This window comes from Thermocaproicibacter melissae (genome assembly GCF_024498295.1).
GTDB classification, from domain to species: domain Bacteria; phylum Bacillota; class Clostridia; order Oscillospirales; family Acutalibacteraceae; genus Thermocaproicibacter; species Thermocaproicibacter melissae.
In genome coordinates, this window is record NZ_CP101827.1 from 1,827,291 (window position 1) to 1,847,544 (window position 20,254).

The 20,254-nt window shown below is 46.8% G+C and carries 21 protein-coding genes, 1 tRNA gene and 1 pseudogene; 6 read left to right on the forward strand and 17 right to left on the reverse strand.

The window, feature by feature from the left end; genetic code table 11:
• From NOG13_RS08770 to NOG13_RS08840, 15 genes are all read right to left on the reverse strand, one after another.
• Window positions 1–1,689: a serine/threonine protein kinase gene (locus tag NOG13_RS08770; protein WP_283110176.1), complete on the reverse strand. Its 1,689-nt coding sequence runs from the start codon at window positions 1,687–1,689 to the stop codon at window positions 1–3.
• Window positions 1,690–1,708: 19 nt separating this feature from the next.
• Window positions 1,709–2,473, reverse strand: a complete 765-nt coding sequence (locus NOG13_RS08775) for a PP2C family protein-serine/threonine phosphatase (protein WP_283110177.1) — start codon at window positions 2,471–2,473, stop codon at window positions 1,709–1,711.
• A 17-nt stretch (window positions 2,474–2,490) separates the two neighbouring features.
• Entirely contained in the window at window positions 2,491–3,600 is a 1,110-nt protein-coding gene (locus NOG13_RS08780; protein WP_283110178.1) for an FHA domain-containing protein, read from the reverse strand.
• Between the two features lie 401 nt (window positions 3,601–4,001).
• Window positions 4,002–4,355: a hypothetical protein gene (locus NOG13_RS08785; protein WP_283110179.1), complete on the reverse strand. Its 354-nt coding sequence runs from the start codon at window positions 4,353–4,355 to the stop codon at window positions 4,002–4,004.
• A gap of 712 nt (window positions 4,356–5,067) precedes the next feature.
• Window positions 5,068–5,361 (reverse strand): WXG100 family type VII secretion target, encoded by a 294-nt coding sequence (locus tag NOG13_RS08790; protein ID WP_283110180.1) that lies wholly within the window; start codon window positions 5,359–5,361, stop codon window positions 5,068–5,070.
• A 195-nt stretch (window positions 5,362–5,556) separates the two neighbouring features.
• A complete protein-coding gene (locus NOG13_RS08795) occupies window positions 5,557–6,006 on the reverse strand; it encodes a hypothetical protein (RefSeq protein WP_283110181.1) in 450 nt (149 codons plus the stop codon).
• A 40-nt stretch (window positions 6,007–6,046) separates the two neighbouring features.
• Window positions 6,047–6,466 (reverse strand): DUF5082 family protein, encoded by a 420-nt coding sequence (locus NOG13_RS08800; RefSeq protein ID WP_283110182.1) that lies wholly within the window; start codon window positions 6,464–6,466, stop codon window positions 6,047–6,049.
• A gap of 24 nt (window positions 6,467–6,490) precedes the next feature.
• Window positions 6,491–7,036 (reverse strand): hypothetical protein, encoded by a 546-nt coding sequence (locus NOG13_RS08805; RefSeq protein WP_283110183.1) that lies wholly within the window; start codon window positions 7,034–7,036, stop codon window positions 6,491–6,493.
• Between the two features lie 32 nt (window positions 7,037–7,068).
• Window positions 7,069–7,986: a hypothetical protein gene (locus NOG13_RS08810; RefSeq protein ID WP_283110184.1), complete on the reverse strand. Its 918-nt coding sequence runs from the start codon at window positions 7,984–7,986 to the stop codon at window positions 7,069–7,071.
• Window positions 7,987–8,013: 27 nt separating this feature from the next.
• Window positions 8,014–9,426, reverse strand: coding sequence for a T7SS effector LXG polymorphic toxin (locus NOG13_RS08815; protein WP_283110185.1), 1,413 nt, complete (start codon window positions 9,424–9,426; stop codon window positions 8,014–8,016).
• An 11-nt stretch (window positions 9,427–9,437) separates the two neighbouring features.
• Window positions 9,438–9,692 carry a TIGR04197 family type VII secretion effector gene (locus tag NOG13_RS08820; RefSeq protein ID WP_283110186.1) on the reverse strand — a complete coding sequence of 85 codons (255 nt, stop codon included), beginning with the start codon at window positions 9,690–9,692 and terminating at the stop codon, window positions 9,438–9,440.
• On the reverse strand, window positions 9,673–10,809 hold the full coding sequence (locus NOG13_RS08825; protein ID WP_283110187.1) for a hypothetical protein: 1,137 nt from the start codon (window positions 10,807–10,809) through the stop codon (window positions 9,673–9,675). The genes NOG13_RS08820 and NOG13_RS08825 overlap by 20 nt, the downstream gene beginning before the upstream one ends.
• Before the next feature lie 449 nt (window positions 10,810–11,258).
• The gene (locus NOG13_RS08830) at window positions 11,259–12,143 is read right to left on the reverse strand and encodes a DMT family transporter (RefSeq protein ID WP_283110188.1); all 885 of its coding nucleotides are present in this window, start codon (window positions 12,141–12,143) and stop codon (window positions 11,259–11,261) included.
• A gap of 50 nt (window positions 12,144–12,193) precedes the next feature.
• On the reverse strand, window positions 12,194–12,721 hold the full coding sequence (locus NOG13_RS08835) for a hypothetical protein (protein WP_283110189.1): 528 nt from the start codon (window positions 12,719–12,721) through the stop codon (window positions 12,194–12,196).
• Window positions 12,718–13,113 (reverse strand): DUF4430 domain-containing protein, encoded by a 396-nt coding sequence (locus tag NOG13_RS08840; protein WP_283110190.1) that lies wholly within the window; start codon window positions 13,111–13,113, stop codon window positions 12,718–12,720. Before NOG13_RS08840 ends, NOG13_RS08835 begins: the two co-directional genes overlap by 4 nt.
• Window positions 13,114–13,593: 480 nt before the next feature.
• On the opposite strand from NOG13_RS08840, the gene metF reads away from it, so the two are divergent.
• The 3 genes from metF to NOG13_RS08855 are packed head-to-tail and all read left to right on the forward strand — an operon-like array spanning window position 13,594 to window position 17,481.
• On the forward strand, window positions 13,594–14,457 hold the full coding sequence (metF, locus tag NOG13_RS08845) for a methylenetetrahydrofolate reductase [NAD(P)H] (RefSeq protein WP_283110191.1): 864 nt from the start codon (window positions 13,594–13,596) through the stop codon (window positions 14,455–14,457).
• Window position 14,458: 1 nt separating this feature from the next.
• The gene (locus NOG13_RS08850; RefSeq protein WP_283110192.1) at window positions 14,459–15,109 is read left to right on the forward strand and encodes a vitamin B12 dependent-methionine synthase activation domain-containing protein; all 651 of its coding nucleotides are present in this window, start codon (window positions 14,459–14,461) and stop codon (window positions 15,107–15,109) included.
• The gene (locus tag NOG13_RS08855) at window positions 15,106–17,481 is read left to right on the forward strand and encodes a homocysteine S-methyltransferase family protein (protein ID WP_283110193.1); all 2,376 of its coding nucleotides are present in this window, start codon (window positions 15,106–15,108) and stop codon (window positions 17,479–17,481) included. Before NOG13_RS08850 ends, NOG13_RS08855 begins: the two co-directional genes overlap by 4 nt.
• A gap of 308 nt (window positions 17,482–17,789) precedes the next feature.
• On the opposite strand, the gene NOG13_RS08860 is transcribed toward NOG13_RS08855, so the two are convergent.
• Window positions 17,790–17,865, reverse strand: a tRNA-Pro gene (locus NOG13_RS08860).
• 217 nt (window positions 17,866–18,082) lie between these two features.
• Here NOG13_RS08860 and NOG13_RS08865 point away from each other — a divergent pair.
• From NOG13_RS08865 to NOG13_RS08875, 3 genes and pseudogenes are all read left to right on the forward strand, one after another.
• Window positions 18,083–18,292 (forward strand): spore coat associated protein CotJA, encoded by a 210-nt coding sequence (locus tag NOG13_RS08865; RefSeq protein WP_283110194.1) that lies wholly within the window; start codon window positions 18,083–18,085, stop codon window positions 18,290–18,292.
• The gene (locus NOG13_RS08870) at window positions 18,289–18,528 is read left to right on the forward strand and encodes a spore coat protein CotJB (protein WP_283110195.1); all 240 of its coding nucleotides are present in this window, start codon (window positions 18,289–18,291) and stop codon (window positions 18,526–18,528) included. Before NOG13_RS08865 ends, NOG13_RS08870 begins: the two co-directional genes overlap by 4 nt.
• A 17-nt stretch (window positions 18,529–18,545) precedes the next feature.
• Window positions 18,546–18,641, forward strand: a pseudogene (locus NOG13_RS08875) (manganese catalase family protein); the annotation flags it as partial.
• A 69-nt stretch (window positions 18,642–18,710) separates the two neighbouring features.
• Here the strand turns inward: NOG13_RS08875 and NOG13_RS08880 are convergent.
• Window positions 18,711–20,096: a LysM peptidoglycan-binding domain-containing protein gene (locus NOG13_RS08880; RefSeq protein ID WP_283110196.1), complete on the reverse strand. Its 1,386-nt coding sequence runs from the start codon at window positions 20,094–20,096 to the stop codon at window positions 18,711–18,713.
• Window positions 20,097–20,254 lie beyond the last annotated feature (158 nt).

Consider the following 20,254-nt stretch of genomic DNA (forward strand, 5'->3'; position numbering starts at 1 on the left):
TTATTTCCGCTCCTCCGTATTGTGATACGCGCGTTCAATCGCCGCCGCATACTCTTCGTAATGATTGATAATGTCAGATTGCAGTTTCTTCGACTGAACTTTCTGCACGGAACAGCTCCGTGCCCCCTGCTCTACGGTCTTCAGGAGATTCTGAACAGTACTTTCGTCGACATGAACGCTAGCAAGGTTGATTCGCTGGTCATACAGGAGCATTAAGACACCGTGGTATAACGTCAGCTTATCGTACGCGCTTGCCTTTTTGACACTTTCAAGTGTTTTTTGAATGGAGGCGAACAGCTTCTGATAGCTGTCATTGGAAGCTTCCTCCACGTTGGCGGAACTGAGTATGTATGTGCGGTAGAAGGTACAAATTTCATAGTAACAGTCCGAAAGTTCCTTTTCGGCAAAGTCGGACGGCGCATTTTCGTGATTGGCTTTGAAAAACGAATACGCCTTCTGCACCCGGGTTGCAAAGCTGCTTGTACCGTCGTCATTGGTATAGTAGTTGAAATACATTCTGCCGATTTTGTAATTCAGCTCGGCAAAATCTCTCCCGGCAGGATTAAATCCGCTTTGGTTGGCATTGTATAGGGCAAGGAATTCGTCGTTCTCCGCTTTACCGAATTTTCCTTGTTCTTCATACGCTTCAAGCAGCTTCTCATAGGCTCTCGGGTCATAAGGATAGATGGAAATTGCCTGCCGGTATGACGCTACCTTTTTCTCATAATCCGTTGAATCGGCGACCGAGAGGAGGGCATCGTAGTTGCTGCTGTTGATTTGTTTTGCCGCAAACCTGCAGCCCACTCCTCCCAATGCCGTTATAACGGCAAAACCGAAAGCAATCAGGAAAGTTGCCAGTTTCTTCTTCTGCTTTTTGCGGTATTGGTCATCAATCTCCTCATAATGTTCCAGCGCATACATCAGTTCGGAACAATTCTGATATCTGTCGTCGGGGTCAAGCGCGGTGCATTTGTCAATGATTCGTTCCAAACCGCCGGAAAGCTCCGGATTCCACTGGCGAATCGGCTTATAGACGTAATCGGCGGGACGCGGATCGACGCCGGTCAGCAGGTGGTGCATCGTCATGCCAAGCGCGTAAATATCGGAACGGGCATCCGTCTGCCTCGACCCATGCTGTTCCGGAGGAGCATATCCCCTCGTGCCGAGCACGGTTGTATCGGACAAGCTATTCTCCTTATATTCGCGGGCAATTCCGAAATCAATAACTTTGACATTTCCTTCCGGTTTAAGCATAACATTTGCCGGTTTCATATCGCGGTAAATGATTGGAGGATGCTGCGAATGTAGGTAATCCAGCGCATCGCAGAGTTGCTTTGCCCATTCGATGACAAGTTCCTGCGGCTGCGGGCCATAATCATTGATAATCTTATCCAGCGACTCGCCTTCGATGTAGTCCATAACGACATAAATCGTCTCACCGTTATCAATAATGTCAACGATTCTCGGCAGCGCCGGATGATCGAGCTTTTTCATCAAGTTTGCTTCCGCAATCAGGCTGTTTATGACTACCTCGTCGTTTTTTGTTTTGCCCTGTTTTCGGATCTCCTTGACTGCCCACTGTTTATTCAGGCGTTTATCCATTGCCAGGTAGACCGTTGACATTCCGCCTTTTCCGATCTGTTTCAGAATTTCGTACTTTCCCTCAATAACGGTGCCTACCTCCGCCACTGTAAAAAATCCTCCTTCTCTACTTCTGCGCCTTTATAACGATAGCGGAAATATTATCTTTCTCATTTCGCTTCTTCGAAAGACGAATCAGTGCCTGTGTACTTCGATGCATTTCGTTCTGATTTTTCAAACGCGACGGTTTTAGGGAACCGCAAATTTCCTTTGGAGTGATTTCATGCCGGAACCCGTCTGTACAGAGAAGGTAAACGCCTTCCTGCACTTCTCCGAAAACAAGCTGAGGTTCAATCGTTTTAGAAGCACCCACGCATTGCAGCAGCACATTCCGTCTGGAATCCTTTTTTGCCTGTTCTTCCGTCATCCTGCCGGAACGGACCTCTCTTTCGACAACCGTCTGATCCTCCGTTAGCTGGCATAGGTCAGAGCCGAGATAATACACCCGCGAATCTCCGACATGTGCGATTGCATACCGATCCTGTACCATCAGGATTCCGGTGAAAGTCGTCCCGAGGCTGCAGCCGTTCGCCTTGCCGTATTCCAAGATTCGATGATTGAGGTCTTTCAGCATCATCTCCCATTTTCCCCCGATGACCTGAAGATCCGGTGCAGCGAGTTCAAATGGAAGTTCCTTATGAAACCAGTCGGAAAACGTTCGGACGACTGTTGCACTTGCAAGTTCGCCCTTTGCCAGGCCTCCCATTCCGTCACAAATGACTGCCATGACGATTTCCCCTAGGGATGTATTCGCATGTTTTATGCAAGTACTGTCCTGATTTGTGGATTTTAGAATACCGATATCGGTATCCGCTGTAACCAGATAATGCAAATTTCTTCCACCTCACATCAGGAAAGATGAAACTCGAACGCTTCGTTCGCGAGCTTCAAAATGTCCCCGTCATGGATTTCTGTTTCGATTTTTGGCGGCACCTCTCTGTCGTTGATATAAGTTTTGTTGGTGGAATTGCAGTCGATAACAAAACAACGACTTCCGCGCGTTACAATATCGGCATGGGCACGGCTTACCGCATTGTTGCCGTAAACAAAATAATCGACGCTGTCCTTCTCCTTTCCAAGACGAAACACCGGCTTGCAAAGGCTTATTTTTTCATTGGCCGACACACGAATCAAGTAGGGATAACGATTTTCCTGCGCCGGGTTCTCCTTTTGCGGAGCATCATTATCCTGCAGCAGGGTGGTCGCTTCATCGTCTAAAAGAACCGTTTCTTCCGAATCGCTGTATCCCTGTTCGTTTGGCAGCGTCGCTTCCCCGCTGTCGTCGCTCAGCAAAGTCGTCTCTTCATTCTGCAGCAGGCAGGTGTCTTCTGAACCCCCCGGGACTCCGTAATGGGAATAATAATCTGCGGGCTTGTCTGTAAAGAATCCGCTCTGGCTGCCCCTGCCGATTCGGTTCACGATGTTCTTTTCGCGCTTCTGTATGTAGTCACAAATTACGTCAGAAGAGAACTGCGGCATATTTCTCAGGAAATCGGCAAACTGAGCAACATAGTCCGTTCCCCCGTTTTGGTCAAAAGTTGCGGCATAAATCACAGACTCCATAAATCCGCGCACATCAACACAGACATGATTGGAAAGGATTGGCAGGTAGAGAAACTGCAGTTCTTTCGTCGTCTGGTTGATAAAGACATACCTCAAATCCAAAATAATATTATGGAGGAACAGCTCGTTAGATTCGATTTTCCGCGTGATATCTGCAATTTGGGCCATGATAAAATAAAATTCATATCTTGTAAGAGGTGTTTTCAAAAACCGGTTCAGCGGTATTCCTTGTTTGCCGGAGAAGAGAATGGCCTTATGACGTAATTTTTTCGGCAAAAGAAAATCGCGGCTGCCTCTGGATAAGATATTCAGTTCTCGTTGGCTGATTTGATCAGTGGAAGAAAACTTCACTTTTACAAGAATGCGGTCCCGTTTCTTCTTAACCTTGATTTTCAACCGTCAACACCATCCCGTTTCTTTCATTCTCTTTGAGAAGACTGAAAGAGAAACGGACCAGAATTTCTGTGAAATTCCAATCCATTTTCTTTTGGGAACGTAATTTCCACTCAGTCAATCTATATGCTTCATTCGTGTGATTTTTGTATTTCCCTAGAATAATTATTTTTATCATTATAGCACTGAGCAGATACATAATTCAACACTTATAGATAATTTTACCTTTTTGAGTCATTTTTGGATATTTAATTTATCTAGGGATGCGGTCTCTTCTTTTTCCGTTACTAGAGCGCTGCTTCGTAATAAAAAAAATACCCAATGCTTTCCTTAAAGGTCTGCATTGGGTATTTTATTCTATAAGCTGCATCAGTTTTTTGTTCTGCATTGGGTCTCAATCATGATCATTTCAGCCAACCATGTGCTCTCAAAAACTTATCCGGAATGCGCAGTTCGAGCTGCTCTTGTAATTCTCTGAAGAAGACGTTGAAATCCGCTTTGTCATACCACTGTTGGCTATTGGGAAGGGATATTCCATGCTTTCCTGTCGAGATGCAGCATCCGAATGAACCTCTGTCGTAGTTCATTCTAACAATAAAATAGTTATATGCCTCAAATATTACGCTAAATGACCTATAATTTGGATCATCAATCACGTCAAGAATTTGAAAGTCTTTCACTCTATTTCCCAGTCTTCTTCGAGCCATATCGCAAAAATCACTTGCCATTTTCTCTGTAGGATTTAACTCAAACCCCATACCAATATTCTCCTTTCATGGCATTAATTATTTGATAAGATACCAGCCTCATTTTATACTTAATTTTGTAATATATCATACATGTCCTTCCGAAGCCGTTTTCACGAATACCATATCACCTTCTTTCATGTTAGACTTCTCCATTTCTTTTTTAATTAATAACGCTTATCACAAAATCCGCCAATTTGAACTTAGAAATTATACCAGTACCCCATCACTTAATACCTTTTATAGCATACCAATAATCACCTCGTTTAGTAACATCAGTATACCCTATACTTCCATCTATCAATTCTTAATCTATCAGCTTTACTAACCGTAATATATTTTCCCGCAACCTTGGTTGCTGTAATGCCAAGGCCAAGTGAAAGCAGGACATTGATTTCCGGGGGGAAGGCCTGCCTTTTCAGCCACTTTTCCCGCAGAATAGGAAGCTGTATAGGAAAGGGCGTCCACTGCCACACGCTTCGTGATGAAAAGTATGCCTTCATTTCTGCCAATTGCTTTTTCCGCTAATCCAACACAAAACCTTTCTTCTCGACATCAGTGATATCGGTTGAACGTTCTCCAAGCATTTACTTACCAAGTATTGAGCTTATAACTGTACTTTGAGCCCCATGCTGCAGGCCCCCTGCTCACCCGCTGAAAAACAAAAATAAATGAGCAAAAAGAGCCTCTGTGGTTTCATGAGGCTCTTTTTGCTTATGTACTCTTACGCTCTAAACTGGCTTGCAATATCAGCGTCAGTTTGTTCGACGATCTGAGCTGTCTTGTCAAGTGCAGCTGCAATATCATTAATCAGATCTTTTGCTTTTACAAACCCAGGTCTCAATTCAGAAAACTTCTGCGCGTAAGCTCGGCTTGCCGCGCCTTCCCATTCTTGCTGAAGGGTCTGCAGCAATTTGTCCATTCTGCTAATGACTTCCTCAACGGTTTGAGCTTCCTTACGATACTCATTAGCACGTTGGCGCATTGTTTCCGGCGTCATTCTGATCTGGTTTGCCATAATTTTTCTCTCCTTTTTTCGTTATAGTAATTCTAATTTAGATAATAACGCTTTTGTAAGAAATTGTCAATCAAATTATTGAATTAAAAGAATATTTTTCCATTTCAGGTGATAAATGAAGAAAGCTGGTTTGTTCTTCTTAGACAAAAAGCCCGAAACTCAGCTATTTACCGAATCCCGGGCACTGGAATCCTATCAGGTTTTCAGATATTTTAATTCTACGTCAGACAGCTCTCCGGTTATCTCAGATTGCTCGAAGGTCCGATCCTCCTGCAGGCCTTGCACCGGTATATCCACATGGAGCAAGAGGCCTTCCTCCGGCTGCAACTTGCCGACGAATTCATCCGGCAGGCGGAGATGCACTTCCGCAATTCTTGCCGGTGTATTGCGAAACTGAAGTTTCAGCCGGCACTGAATCGCCGTAACATCATGGGGTGAGTGATTGATCCACACCCCGACCATAGTCATTTTACGGGTGATGTGCCGATAAATTCCCTTCAAGGGGACAAAAACAAGTTCGCTGTCGCCAAGGTCAATGTTTTCCTTGTCAAAATAGCTCTGCACGTCCTGCAGCTCATGCAGGACATCCGCATCTACCTGATTTTCACGGTGTCTCGGTAAAACAATCTTTACAGCCTGTTCCATAATTGCTCCATTTCTTCAAATCTCGGATTTACCGAATATTTTAATTCAACTGGTTTTCAATTTCATTCTCTAAAGAATTGATCCTTGCGGCGAGGTCTCCGATAATGCCGTAGTTGTGCAAAATACGGTTCTCATAATCTGTTTTCGCGTCATTCAGGGCATCCATGTTTGCGTCTACTTGGCGTATGACTTGCGGGTAGCTGCTGGAAACCAACCATTGCTGCACGGGATTGACAAACTCCGTTGTATGTAGGTGCCCTTTCCAGTTGGGAAGACTTTCATTTGAAAAGGAAGATAAATCGTTTTTCTGGGCTATAAGGCTCCGTTTTGCGCTCTGCATTTTATCGTAGATTTTTTCAATTTGGCGGATTTTTTGCCGATATTGTTGATTCTGGTTTTTCAGACGTTGGATTTCCCTTTCTATTTCATGAATACGTTCATACAGCCAGCTCAGCAACATATTGTTTTCCCCCCTGTAACTCGATTACTGGGAATCTCCTTTGAAATTGGACATTGACATCTTCACGTTGCTGTTATCGGCATTCTTCAGATAGTTATAATGTTCACTATCCAAATTGATATAAAGCGGTTTTGCGACATAGGGTTTCAGTTCACCGAAATCATCTTCCGTAAGGACGATCTCTTTCCCATCAAGTATCGTATCATCCGCTACTTTCATAGTAAGATTAAAAGACATATTTTTAAAGGTTTTATCCGTTCGATTCACGACAAAAAATACCGTATATTGGCCGCCGTTTGAATTTCGCCACTGCTCACCCGAATACAAAACGGAAATATCGTTTTCCGCCCCGATGTAGGGATGTTCCGAAATCAAATTGGAAAGCGTTTTCAAACTCTCTAAATTTTCGGTGGAATAGCCTTCCTCCTGCATCGACTTTGGAATTTCAAAGGTTAGCGGCTTCCCGCTTGAAGAACTTTGAGAACTGCTGTCACTCGGGCCAATGTGCACAACACAACCTGTAAATGTAAGCATCAACAAGGTCATGAAAGCTGCAATCACTTTTTTCATATTACTCTTCCTTCCAATCGCAATCAATAAATCTACCGTTTTTCAGCAAGTCTCCAGAGATGATAACTCATAGAAGAAATCAATAGGGCATCGCAAAGAATAGATAAAAACAGGGTAAGCGGAGCCGCTCCCGACATGCATTCCCCAAGGAGTAACATGGCTTCTATAAAGCATAATGCAAATATATTTGTGAGAAACACTCCTTTTTTACGAAACAAATCTAACTGATATTGAAATCTTGCTCTGCAGTCAGCATAAAAGTCTCCTTCTTTGTTTGCATATATTCGCAATAATCTAGAAAAATATCGAATATTAATCCATGAAATTCCAAACGGGAAAAAGAAAAAGAAGCGGAAACAGGTAAACGCCGGATATGGAAAATTAAGACTTCCCACAACAAAAGAACAAACGGCAAAGATAAACCATATTTTCCCTAATCCCCTCCAGATGCGGAACCAAAAAGAATTTGTGTCTACCTGTTTTAAATATCCAAACTGTATTCTCCTGGGTTTCATAGTGTAATTCTTATTATAATAAAGGTCATATGTCCGCAGAAAAAACAGAATTAAAGAAATCACTGCGAAAATGATATACAGGATCCACATTGTCGGAACCCATACGGATAAATTAAATGCTTCCATAGGGATGAATCCCATATTCTTTTTTTGAGGATAATTTAATATGTCGGCGAAAGCCTTGATAATGATTCCTTGAATGACAATATTGAAAAGTATCACAAACCAAATTCCAGACGATTGAATCGCTGCAATTCTCTGAAAACCTTCACGAGTTTTATTTCGGCATTGTATGCGACCAATTCCTATGAGCACACCATCAATGAAATACATAATCGCTGGCATTATAGCAAACAAGCCAATATAGGGATTCAAAAAAGCTGAGGCGATACCAAGTAAACTAAACAGCCACCATGATTTTTTCAACACTTCCATTGTGTGAATTGAATCTCCTTTCTTCAGTTACCCGAAGGATAGCACAGGTATTGTTGCATTAATTGAGAAGCCTAATAATGCAGCAAAATTAAACTGCACTGTGACTGCGTTTATATCAACAAATGAACTATCATAGAGATTTTTACTTGATATGCCTGCTCCGATACTGCCGCCACCCTCTGCCTTTGCACTTACATGGAACCTAAATAGATTAATTTCTTCTTTGTTCCCATTTTTATCTTTTTCTGTTTCTCTTAAATTTAGAAACGAAAAACCACTTGAAGCCTCTGCTTTTGCAAATGCTGCCTCTCCATTAAAGCCAATACTAAAATTGTTTTTATCTTTGAACTCACAAGTTACATATCCATTTGCGCTGCAGAATTCCGCATCGCCCTTTATGTAGCCATTAAAGTCATCGGTACCTACCTTAAGAGAACCTTCCGCTTTTGCTACGGCGCCTTCGCCTTCTACACGAAATCCTTTGTATTTATCCGACCATCCGGCTTTTGCCTTGACACTGCCGCTGACGGCACTCGCTTCAGCTGAAATCCGAGCCCAGTCTGTCGCCTGTGCGTATGCATTACCGCTTAAAACGGAACCGTCTGCATTAAATTCATACACTCCGTCATCATGCTTGGATTCATAATTTCCACTCAGAAAACTGGCACCGGCATAAGCGTAAATATCACGGTTAAGCCCCGTTGCCCACTGATTTTCGTAACGAGCCGCATGACCTGCCTGATAAGAAAACGGGTCTTCCGTCAGCAGTCGGTTAAGCACCGTGTTGCTTTCCGGCTGATACCACTTTTCCGAAGTGATTTGCGCCAGCTTGTCATAATTGATTCGGTCATTGCCGGCATAATGGTAGCTGTTATCAACCGTTGCAACATCGGAAGCGAGCTTGGCGATGTGGTCATAAAGCGAAGATGCCTTCTTTTCCGCTTGACTGTTTATCAAAACAAAATCATTCTGGACTTTGGACAGATTTTTTTGAATTTTATTGAAATCGCCTTCAACGGCTTCAAACGACGGGGAAATAACCGAAATATAGGACGCCGCTTCGGAATCGATTGACTGAATTTCATCTGCCAGAGCAGAAAAGCTGCGCATTTTTGCCGACAATTGTTTTGAGACATTTTCTACGGTCTTCTGGTCCACAATTCCTTTCGAATCCGATTCATAAGAAGCTATCAAATCTTTGATTGAGCCAATAACCTGCCCCATTTCATCGACCGTGTTAAGAAAGCGATTGATAAAATAAATCGATACCTTTTCGATATATTCTTTGTAAGAGTCTGCACTGCCTCCGTAAAAATTGTTGCTATAGACGAGGCAATAAGCAGATTTATACTGATCATAAAGCGCTTCTTCCAGATCTTTGCAGTACTTTGTTGCATCGTCTGCTATACGCTGGATTTCCTCATTCAAAAAGACAGCCATAGTTCCACCTCTCACATACCGCTATCCAGATGCATCCAATCGTCCTTCACCTTACGAAGATTTTCGGCGTCTTTGACCGACAAATCGGAAAATGCAGCAATGGCGTTCTGCATTTTCTGAATACATTCAAGATATTTTTGAATGCTTGAAATGTTGGTTTGAATTCCGGAAAAAGGATACTTAACATCCTGAATCGCTTTCGAAACTTTTTCGTAATTATCCGCTTCTTTTTCCAGTTCTTCAGGCTTAATGATGATTTGGCTCATCTGTATCACCCGCTCTTAAAAATACGCCGCCTTCGCAGACGATAGGATCAGATTTCTTGAATAGTCTTAAGGCTCCCTCACAGGAACATGCCTCCAGAAGATGAATATACTCCTGTAGATTTATCCCATTCATCATCAAGCTGCTCCATAGAGCCAGAAAATTCTCCGGCTGTTTAGTCTGCATGGAATAAAGCGCATGAAGGATCCCGCCAGAGACGTCACATATTTTCGGATCACTCAGTGCATCTGCCAAACGGTATTTATATTCGGAAACCATACGGTTCCAGTAGATAATACTTGCATCGGCAGCATCGACGTGGACGTCGTAATCCTCTTGAAACAGAACCGCTGCGAGAAGGGAAAGGAGAAAATACCGTTCCGTCGCGGAAACGTCTTTTCCTTTAAAAAAGAATTTCATACAGCCGGCGGAATAGTCCAGAATATCCGGCTGGACTACATGAAAGTCGTTTCCAAAATTGATTTCCCGGTTGAAAAAGCAAAAGCGAGGTACCTCGCACGTTTTTTCCCGTTTTTTCAAGCGAAGTTCCGAAGGTATGTTCTCAAAATTGCCTGCTGCCAACAGAGTACAGTTTTCCGGTTGAATAAAGCATGTTTGATATCTGCTGAATTCGGCAAAATCGAGTTCTTGCATATCTCTTGCCAGTTTAGAAAAGCGAAATCCTTTTTCGCTTTCTGAAAATTCCAACATTTTATATAAAGCGCGGTAGCGAATTTCCGCATATCTTTTTTTCATGGAAGAAATTGCGTTGGCCTTTGCTAAATTGAAAATCTCCTCACTTGGCTCCATGTAGAACAGAATGAAATGAATCTTTTCCATGTTCTCGCTGAAAGCTTCAAGACTTGAAGTACTGAGAAAAAGGATTTCATTACGAAAAATTTTGAAAGGCAGTTTTTTCTGACACTCCCTGTCAGCGTAAAGCGATATGTAATTCGCAAAGATTTCAGGGAAGGCTTGGTTCACCGCTTTTGGCGTACCGCCTTTTTCAAAGACGGCATTCCCGCAGCAGAACCCACAGGGAAATGCAAAGGTAAAATACGCGCTTTTCCCGTAATCGAAACGATTCAGAAAAACGCGGATGTTCGAACTTTGACCCATTTCACCACATCCAAGATTTCAGCAAAATAGAGCCTTTCAGAAGCCCACTATGCTCTACGCTTATTTTTCCTTATGATAATTCCGATTATGATAATAGGCCTTTTGCTATCATTTGTCAATCAAATACTTGAAACATATGAATATTTTTCCAATAGAAAATCTGCTTTACAGCAAAAAACTCGGAATGCGGAATGCACCGGATTCCGAGTTTTTACTGTCAAAAACGGCGAAATGCCGAAGTTTCAGTTGAAAATTGTACTTTTATAATTTATAATACTAATGTCATAAATCGGGTGAGCACCTACCGCACAAGGTTGCCTTGTGCGGTATTTTTTGTGGAGGGTAACTTATGTGGAATATGATTTGGCCGATTCTGGTAGTCGTTGGGAGTCGGGTTGGTTCTCATTACGAAATGAACTCCACAAACAGAAAAAGTGCGGGAAGTGTATTCACACCCCGCACTTTTCCTTTATCTTAACTTTTTTGAAGTCGATTTCACTTGCCATTGCCGCGCCGATTACCATAACGACTCCCACAATCGCCTCAGCGGTGATTCCCTCTTTCAGCACTAAGGCCGAAATAAGAACCGCAACGGTTGGATCGATATAGCTGAACAGCGCCGCCGTCTGAGCCGGAACATTGCGCAGGCTCCCGAAATATAAGGAATAGGCAATTCCCGTGTGAACCACGCCCGCGACCAAAAGCATCAAGACAGAAAACGCATCCATTTTAAGAGCGGAAATGTCGTCTGTCAGCAATACATAGGGCAACAGCGCAATTGCCGAAATCGCCAACTGCAAGATTGTTCTGTCGCTTGCACTTAGACCGACCATTTTCTTATTCAGCGTAACAACGGCGGCATACAGGACGGCAGCCCCCAACCCATAAAAGACTCCCGTCAGTCCAGAGACGCCTGTTTGCGTCACTCCGGAAACAAAAACCATTCCGCACACGGCGATAGCGGAACACAATCCTTTTTGCAGCGTGATTCTTTCCCGAAAAAAGAAAGGTGAAGTCAAAATAATAAAAACAGGAGCCATGTAATAGCAGATTGTCGCAACAGAAATTGTCGTGTAGCGGTAGGCCTCAAAAAGCAGGATCCAGTTCACGCCGAGCGCAATGCCGGATGCTAGCAGCTTCACGACGTTTTTCTTGATGGCCGCTGTGTCGAATTTTTCTTTCTTCACCCTGCGGAGGGCCAAAAGGAACAACGCGCCGATAAAGCCGCGCACAAAAGAAACAAGTGCCGAGGAACAAGGAATATATTTTCGCACCAGCCCGATTGTTCCGAAGATGGTCATTGCTGAGATTAATTTTGCTTTATCCTTTTTCACAGGTATCCTCTTTCCCAATTGGATTGGCTGTCAATTTCCCATTCTGCCGTTCATCGTTCCATGTGCTGCCGTGCCTTTTCCAGCTGCCGAACGAGAGGACGGTAAAGGAACAGCGCCGTGACGAAATTCGCCGCCCCGTGCATTACATCAAACGGAATACCGCTGACAAAATAGGTTGCGGCATAGGCCGGCCCGAAAAGCGCAAGTTTAATTCCCGCGGAGGGAACATCGAACAGAAGTCCGAACAAGCCGAGCAGAACTGCCGCGCGTATTTCGCCTGATGTTTTCCTGAGAAATATCTTCACCAGCACGGTCAGCAGCGGCCAGTTGATGTAATAGAGAACAATCCAGTCTCCGGCTCCGTAGTAGGTACTCTCAACGACGGACAGGGTGGCGAAAACCAGAGCGGTACAGACGCCGCGCTCCAGCCCCATGACAACGGTAAAAACCGCCAGCAGAAGCGATACCAGCTCCACGTTGGCAACTGGGGCAAGCACCAGTTTGGCCGCAAACGTGAGCGCTGCCCAGACGGCGACGAGGGCGATATCTCGTATTGTAACTTTTCCTTTCTTCATCATAGCGAAGTCAGGGTGAACCGATAGGTTTTTCCGTTTTCCAGCGGAAGTTCCGAAACGCCCACAGTCGCATCCTTTCCGTCCACTTTGATATTGAAATATTCCTTCGATGAATCCGCCTGCACACCGAGCATCCCGGTTATGTACAAACCGTACGGGCCGTTTTCTGTGGCAGGTTTCAAAGCATCCTGCTCGTCTTTTAGCAAATCGGCCACGGTGGAACGGCTGGATGTAAAGTGAAACGTCTGATTGATCTTGCTTTTCGGAATGACTACCTGCACAGTCACCGACTTTGTTCCCGCCTGCGGCTTCGGCGCCAGAAAATGAAAATACCCTGTAAGGAGCAGAGCGGCGGCCGCAAGCACCAGCAGAGCCAGGCCGATTTTTCTCTTCATGAAAGCATGTTCCTTTCCGCACAATGGATTGGTGACAAACCAAGAGTTTCAATTGTTTTCCATTATACGACACTTCAGCAAAAGAAAGCAAGAAATACGGATTTTCCAAAGACGAATTGACGGGCTGAATTTTATACCTTATAATTGTAACAATAAATATTCGAAACACAATGACGAAGAGAGTAGGTCCCGTGAACACCAAACAGAGATGTTTCCCGTTGGCTGAAAGGAAACTGGCGCGAAGGCGACTGAAGATGGCTTCCGAGTGGCGCACCGATGTGGAGAATTCCATTTAGGCTGCGACGGGTGTTTCCCGTTACAGAAAACGAGTATCCGGGTATATTCCGGCGTACTTACGGAGGTCCCGAGCCGTGAGGCGGGATGAATTGAAGTGGTAACACGGGAGCAATTCTCGTCTTCTGTTAGGGAAGACGGGATTTTTTATTAGACGGAATTTTCTGTTGCATGAAGGAGGACGCCATGAAAATCAGCGAGATATTGGGGAGCGGGAAGGTCACGGTTTCGTGCGAAGTTTTTCCGCCGAAAAAAGCGGTGGACCTGGAACAGGTGCAGGAGGTCGTTCGCCAAATCGCATCCTATAATCCTGCCTTTCTGAGCGTCACCTACGGTGCCGGCGGCGGGACTTCACAGAACACGGTGAAAATCGCTGCCGATGTTCAAAGGCTGGGCATTCCCGCGCTGGCACATCTGACCTGCGTTTGCGCCACGAAAGAGAAAATCGCCGCTGTGCTGCAGGAGCTGAAAGAGAACCACATAGAAAACGTGCTCGCCCTGCGCGGCGACATTCCCCCCGGGGTGGAATTTCCGACTCCGCGGCAATATCAGCACGCCTGCGAGCTCGTCCGCGAAATCAAGGCAGCCGGCGATTTCTGCATCGGCGCGGCCTGCTATCCGGACGGGCATGTGGAATGCGAACACAAAGATGACGACATCGGCTACCTCAAGGAAAAAGTGGACGCGGGCTGTGATTTTCTGACCACCCAGATGTTCTTTGACAACAACGTGCTTTACAATTTCCTTTACCGAATCATGGCCAAAGGGATTCATGTTCCGGTGGTTGCGGGAATCATGCCTGTGACAAACAGCAAGCAGATTAAGCGAATCTGCGCGCTTTCCGGCACGACCCTCCCGCCCCGTTTCCGCGCGATTGTCGATAAGTTCTCCGACAAGCCAGAGGCGATGAAGCAGGCAGGCATCGCCTACGCGACAGAGCAGATTATTGACCTGATTTCAAACGGTGTAAACGCTATTCACATCTATACCATGAATAAGCCCGAAGTTGCGGGAAAAATCATGGAGAACCTTTCGGAGATAATCGGCTGAGATGAAATTGCAAGAAAGTGAAATCCTTCGATATCTGGGATACCGCGGGAAACAGCCCGATGCCGCTCTGCACAAAATGATTCTTTCCTGTGCGGAAGAGGTGGAGCGGGTCGCCACCCCGCGAAGCGTCTATCGGCTTTTTCCGGTAACTTTTGGTGAGAACTGCGTACAGTTGGGAAACATTACAGTAGAAGGGCACGACCTGCGGCAACATATCCGCGGGTGCAAAGAAGCCGTACTGTTTGCCGCAACGATTGGAATTCAGGCGGACATCCTGCTGGAGCGGTACAGCCACATGGATATGAGCAGGGCCGCTGTGCTTCAGGCTGCTGCCGCCGCCATGATGGAAAGCTATTGCGACGAAGAAGAGAAGAAAATCCGTGAGCAGGTTGCCGACCGCGGACTTTTCCTCCGGCCGCGGTACAGCCCCGGCTACGGGGATTTTCCCATTCAGTTGCAGAAGGATATTTTGAACGCACTGGACTGCCCGAAGCGCATCGGGCTTTCCATGACGGAAAGCTATATGCTGGTACCGACCAAATCGGTGACTGCCGTGATTGGGCTGACCTCAGATCCGACCGGCTGCCACATTGCCAAATGCATGGGATGCAGCAACAAAAACTGCCCGTTCAGAAAGGAAGGCAACGAATGAACCTGTTTGAAACTCTGGGAAAACGGCTGGTGTTTTTCGACGGAGGCATGGGTACCCTGTTGCAGGAGAAAGGCCTTGCAGCCGGAGAACTGCCGGAGCTGTGGAATTTGGAGCATCCGGAAATCATCGAGGACATTCACCGAGCCTATCTGGATGCCGGAGCGGACATCATCAAAACAAACACCTTCGGAGCAAACAGGGCAAAATTGCGCGGCTGCGGCCACAGCGTTTCCGAAATCGTTACGGCGGCAGTCAGACTTGCCAAGAAAGCTGCGGCGGAAAAAGACGCTCTTGTCGCCATGGACATCGGCCCCACGGGAAAACTGCTTCGGCCCATGGGCGACCTCGACTTTGAGGATGCCGTTTTCCTGTTTGGCGAAGCGGCAAAAGCGGGAGAACAGGCCGGTGCCGATTTGATTCTGGTCGAAACCATGAGCGACACTTACGAATGTAAGGCCGCTGTGCTTGCCGCGAAGGAAAACACAAACCTGCCCGTGTTTGCCACACTTATTGTGGACGAGCGCGGCAAACTCCTCACGGGCGGAGACATTCCGGCGGCTGTTGCGATGCTGGAAGGTCTGGGCGTAGACGCCCTCGGTTTGAACTGCGGGCTAGGGCCGGATCAGCTTCTGGAATTTCTTCCGCAGCTGCAGGAGTGCTGCTCCGTTCCAATCATCATCAATCCGAACGCAGGCCTGCCGCACGACGTAAACGGCAAAAACGTGTTTGACGTAGGCCCGGAGGAATTCGCAGCCGATTCAAAAAAAATGGCGGAAGGCGGCGCATGGCTGCTCGGAGGATGCTGCGGCACGACTCCTGCGCATATCCGCGCCATGGTGAACCTTTGCGCCGGCATCACCCCGAAGCCGATTGAAAAGAAAAATTTCACGGTGATTTCCTCCTCACAGAAAGCGGTTTATTTCGGAGGGAAACCGGTTCTGATCGGCGAACGAATCAACCCGACCGGAAAATCACGGCTGAAGCAGGCGCTTCGGGATAACGATATGGATTATCTTCTTCGGGAAGCGGTAACCCAGCAGCAGAACGGAGCCCACGTGCTTGACGTCAACGTGGGGCTTCCCGAAATCGACGAAGTCAGCGTTCTGCGGAAGGCCGTGCAGGAAATTCAGGCGATTGTCAGTCTGCCGCTCCAAATCGACACCTCCAATCCGGCGGCGATGGAAGCCTCCATGCGCATCTACAATGGCAAGCCGCTGGTCAACTCCGTCAACGGCAAAGCGGAAAGCATGAAGGCCGTCTTCCCCCTTGTGAAAAAATACGGTGGCGCTGTAATCTGCCTGACGCTCGACGAAAACGGAATTCCCGATACGGCGCAAGGGCGCTTCGCCATTGCGAAGAAAATCATGAAAACCGCTGAGGCTTACGGAATCGACAAAAAAGACCTCATTGTGGATACACTTGTCATGACAATCAGCGCGGGGCAGCAAAACGCGGCTGTTACGCTGGAGGCGCTGCGCATGGTGCGCGAACGTCTCGGCCTTTGCACATCGCTCGGCGTTTCCAACGTATCGTTCGGTTTGCCGCACCGGGAGCACCTCAACGCGGCGTTCTTCACCATGGCCCTCCAGAACGGACTGAACGCGGCAATTATCAACCCGAATTCCACCGCGATGCTCAACGCCTATTACGCATTCTGCGCATTGAACGGGACAGACGCGCAGTGCATGGACTACATCGGGCACTTCAGTCAGCAGGAAGCCGCAGCCAAGCCGGATTCCGGAACGCAGGTTTCTCTGCCTGAGGCGATTTACCGCGGCCTCAAGGACAGCGCGAAAACGGCAGCGTCCGCACTTCTGGCAGAAAAGGAGCCGCTCGACATCATCAACACGGAAATGATTCCCGCCTTGGACCGGGTTGGCGTGGATTTTGAAAAAGGAACGCTGTTTCTCCCCCAGCTTCTGATGAGTGCGGAAGCCGCAAAGGCGGCATTCGAGGTTCTTCGCGCGAAGATGCGTGAAAAAGGAGAAACGGCAAAAAAGGGGAAAATCATTCTTGCAACCGTCAAGGGCGATATTCACGACATCGGCAAAAATATTGTGAAGGTCTTGCTGGAAAACTACAGCTTTGACGTTATCGACCTTGGCAGGGACGTTCCGCCGGAGACAATTGTGGAAACGGCGCGGGCGCAGAATGTGAAGCTGGTCGGTTTGAGCGCCCTCATGACAACGACCGTTGTGAATATGGAAGAAACCATCCGCCAGCTGCACGCGGCTTTGCCGGACTGCAAGGTCATGGTGGGCGGTGCTGTGCTTACGCCCGAATACGCCAAGAAAATCCACGCGGATTTTTATTCAAAAGACGCCATGGGTTCCGTGCGTTTTGCCCAGAAGGTTTTTGAGCAACAGCCTTGAGATGATTCCGCCATAGCATAAAAGGAAGACCCGCATGAAATATCATGCGGGTCTTTGCGTTTTTCCGTTAACGGAATTGTCTGTAAATCATTTGCTTTAATTTTGGATTGATGACTTCTTCGGTGACCTCTTTCCCTATCGTGGAAACAGATTGTCCCCTCTATGTCCCCTTTTATTTAATTTTTGTTTACTTTTTGTTAATTTTATTGCATTTCCTGCTTACGTTTTGTTAACAAGAAAACGAGCCTAAAAATACGAAAAACCCGCATGAATACTGAACTTTTCAGCACTCATACGGGTTTTTGTTTTGGTCCGAGTGGCGGGACTTGAACCCACGGCCTCTTGACCCCCAGTCAAGCGCGCTACCAGCTGCGCCACACCCGGAAACAACTTTAATAGTATATCATGTTCTGCTGCATCTTGCAAGAGATGACTGCAAATTTTCGCTTTTCCTGCTCCCTTACGAATGACGAAAAAATTTCTCTTTTCCAAAAAATCCTGGGTATGATTTATCCCTGCAAATATGGTTCCCTGTCAATTCCTTCTGCATATTATGAAGATGAAATTAAGATTTTTCACCGCAAAAAGAAAGGAGATTATCATGCAAACATCTGCCGATGCTCTCTCGCGTGCCGGTGTTTCCAGAAAGGACTGCACTTCAAATCCCACTCCTTTCCCGAAGAAGACTCCGGTCGCGATGGCTTATATCCCATTTCAGCAGTTTGGCGAACTCTATCCACCTGAAAAAGGATACCAAAGAGGAACAATTTTCCCCGACCTTGATAAACCGTGGGGAGGCATGATGAAATGACAGAACGGGAAAAGCTTTTGAATCAGCTTGGTGCAGTGCGCTTTGCTATGCTGGACCTACACCTTTACCTCGATTCACACCCGGGAGATTGCAACGCTGCATCGAAACTAGAAGAATACCGCAAAATGGCAGCCGCGCTCGTAGCAAAATACGAATCGGCATACGGTCCATTGAACCAATCACAACAGTACACCAGCCGTTGGGCTTGGATTTCCGAGCCATGGCCATGGGATTGAGAGAGGAGTAACGTAGAATGTGGACTTATGAAAAGCGTTTGCAATATCCAGTAAACATTAAAACGACGAACCCGAAGCTCGCTCAGATCATCATTGCGCAGTATGGCGGGCCATACTGCTTTTTGTGATGGCTGCTTCTGTTAAGAAAGGGCATCGCGGTTCGGTTCGCAATGCCCTTTTTGTTACCTGATTTTCAACACTTGCCCCGGGTAAATCAGATTGGGGTTTGCAATGCCGTTCAAAGCGGCGAGTTTCTGATATGTCGTCCCAAACTTTGCGGCGATTGCCGAGAGCGTGTCGCCCGCTTTTACCGTGTAGGTTGCCGCAACAGCACTTTTCGGAGCCGAATTTCCCGTTGATGCGGAACGCGTCAATTTTAGGACCTGCCCCGGGTAGATTTTGTTCGGGTCTGCGATTCCGTTTATTTTTGCCAGCTCCTGATAGGTGGTTCCGAACTTCGCGGCGATTGCCGAGAGCGTATCGCCCGCTTTCACGGTGTAGGTTGAAGCGGCAGAAGTTTTGGGAATTGAAGTTTCCGGAGTTGAATTTCCCGCCGATGTGGAACCCGTTAGTTTCAGGACTTGCCCCGGGTAGATTTTATTCGGGTCTGCGATTCCGTTCAATTTCGCCAATTCCTGATAGGTGGTTCCGAACTTCGCGGCGATTTTCGAAAGCGTGTCGCCCGCTTTTACGGTATAAGTCACCGCGGAAGGAGTTTTCGGGGCCGAGGCCTTGGAAGTCGAAGCTGCAGCGGAACCCGTCAGTTTTAGGACCTGCCCCGGGTAGATTTTGTTCGGGTCTGCGATTCCGTTTATTTTTGCCAGCTCCTGATAGGTGGTTCCGAACTTCGCGGCAATTTTGGAAAGCGTGTCGCCCGCTTTTACCGTGTAAGTTGACGCGGTAGGAGTTTTGGGGGCCGAAGTTGTCGGAGCCGCTGATACCGGCACAGACGGCTGCTGCGGTGCGTCAAACACTTTATAGCACAAATCCGTGTCGACATTGCCGGAGATACCCGGGACCCTCCCGGCGCTGCTGGTCTGCTGAATTGCGCAGGGAATGTCGGGGTCACCGGTGTAATCGGCAAGCCAGATGTCCCACGCGGCAAGCGTTGTTTTGGAAAAAACATTGCGGCGGTAATCGTTATTCGTGTAAAGCATGGTTCCCCAGCCATCCGCTTTTGCCGAATTCAGGAAGGCGTTAACCATGTCGTTAATCAATTCGTTTGTCGGCGCTGTTCCGCGGACAGAGGTGAAATACCGCACGCTGTCGTACTCATAATCAGAAGCTACAAAACAGATATTTCCGCGGTACGGTTCAATAATCTTCTTGCAGGTTTCCCATTCTTTTTTCGCGTCCTCCAAGCTGCAGCAGTAGTTGAACCAGTAAACGCCAATTTTCAGCCCTGCTTCAATGGCACCTTTTATATTGGCAGAAAACTGCGCATCCTGCTGGAACGCGTCTTTGCCGTATCCCGCGCGGATGATTGCTCCGACAATTCCGGACTCCTTTACCTGTTTCCAGTTAATCACTCCGTTATGGGAGGAAACATCAATCCAATTTTCAGGCATTCATATACCCCACCTTTCGCTTAAATTTGCGTATACGAGATATCTGTTTCGCTTCCGCCGCCTGCTCCGCGCCATGCCGTAAGCAAACGGCGGTATGGTGTTAAATCTCTGCTGATTTGTCTTACTCTCACCTCTTTCCATACTACCGGCTTTTCTGC

What these genes read in the sequence shown, in the direction of transcription:
- NOG13_RS08865 (WP_283110194.1), top strand. Translation starts at nt 18,083, where the DNA reads ATGCAAACATCTGCCGATGCTCTCTCGCGTGCCGGTGTTTCCAGAAAG.
- NOG13_RS08840 (WP_283110190.1), bottom strand. Translation starts at nt 13,113, where the DNA reads ATGAAGAGAAAAATCGGCCTGGCTCTGCTGGTGCTTGCGGCCGCCGCT.
- metF (WP_283110191.1), top strand. Translation starts at nt 13,594, where the DNA reads ATGAAAATCAGCGAGATATTGGGGAGCGGGAAGGTCACGGTTTCGTGC.
- NOG13_RS08785 (WP_283110179.1), bottom strand. Translation starts at nt 4,355, where the DNA reads ATGGGGTTTGAGTTAAATCCTACAGAGAAAATGGCAAGTGATTTTTGC.
- NOG13_RS08880 (WP_283110196.1), bottom strand. Translation starts at nt 20,096, where the DNA reads ATGCCTGAAAATTGGATTGATGTTTCCTCCCATAACGGAGTGATTAAC.
- NOG13_RS08810 (WP_283110184.1), bottom strand. Translation starts at nt 7,986, where the DNA reads ATGGAAGTGTTGAAAAAATCATGGTGGCTGTTTAGTTTACTTGGTATC.
- NOG13_RS08820 (WP_283110186.1), bottom strand. Translation starts at nt 9,692, where the DNA reads ATGAGCCAAATCATCATTAAGCCTGAAGAACTGGAAAAAGAAGCGGAT.
- NOG13_RS08850 (WP_283110192.1), top strand. Translation starts at nt 14,459, where the DNA reads ATGAAATTGCAAGAAAGTGAAATCCTTCGATATCTGGGATACCGCGGG.
- NOG13_RS08825 (WP_283110187.1), bottom strand. Translation starts at nt 10,809, where the DNA reads ATGGGTCAAAGTTCGAACATCCGCGTTTTTCTGAATCGTTTCGATTAC.
- NOG13_RS08795 (WP_283110181.1), bottom strand. Translation starts at nt 6,006, where the DNA reads ATGGAACAGGCTGTAAAGATTGTTTTACCGAGACACCGTGAAAATCAG.
- NOG13_RS08815 (WP_283110185.1), bottom strand. Translation starts at nt 9,426, where the DNA reads ATGGCTGTCTTTTTGAATGAGGAAATCCAGCGTATAGCAGACGATGCA.
- NOG13_RS08790 (WP_283110180.1), bottom strand. Translation starts at nt 5,361, where the DNA reads ATGGCAAACCAGATCAGAATGACGCCGGAAACAATGCGCCAACGTGCT.
- NOG13_RS08800 (WP_283110182.1), bottom strand. Translation starts at nt 6,466, where the DNA reads ATGTTGCTGAGCTGGCTGTATGAACGTATTCATGAAATAGAAAGGGAA.
- NOG13_RS08835 (WP_283110189.1), bottom strand. Translation starts at nt 12,721, where the DNA reads ATGATGAAGAAAGGAAAAGTTACAATACGAGATATCGCCCTCGTCGCC.
- NOG13_RS08870 (WP_283110195.1), top strand. Translation starts at nt 18,289, where the DNA reads ATGACAGAACGGGAAAAGCTTTTGAATCAGCTTGGTGCAGTGCGCTTT.
- NOG13_RS08855 (WP_283110193.1), top strand. Translation starts at nt 15,106, where the DNA reads ATGAACCTGTTTGAAACTCTGGGAAAACGGCTGGTGTTTTTCGACGGA.
- NOG13_RS08805 (WP_283110183.1), bottom strand. Translation starts at nt 7,036, where the DNA reads ATGAAAAAAGTGATTGCAGCTTTCATGACCTTGTTGATGCTTACATTT.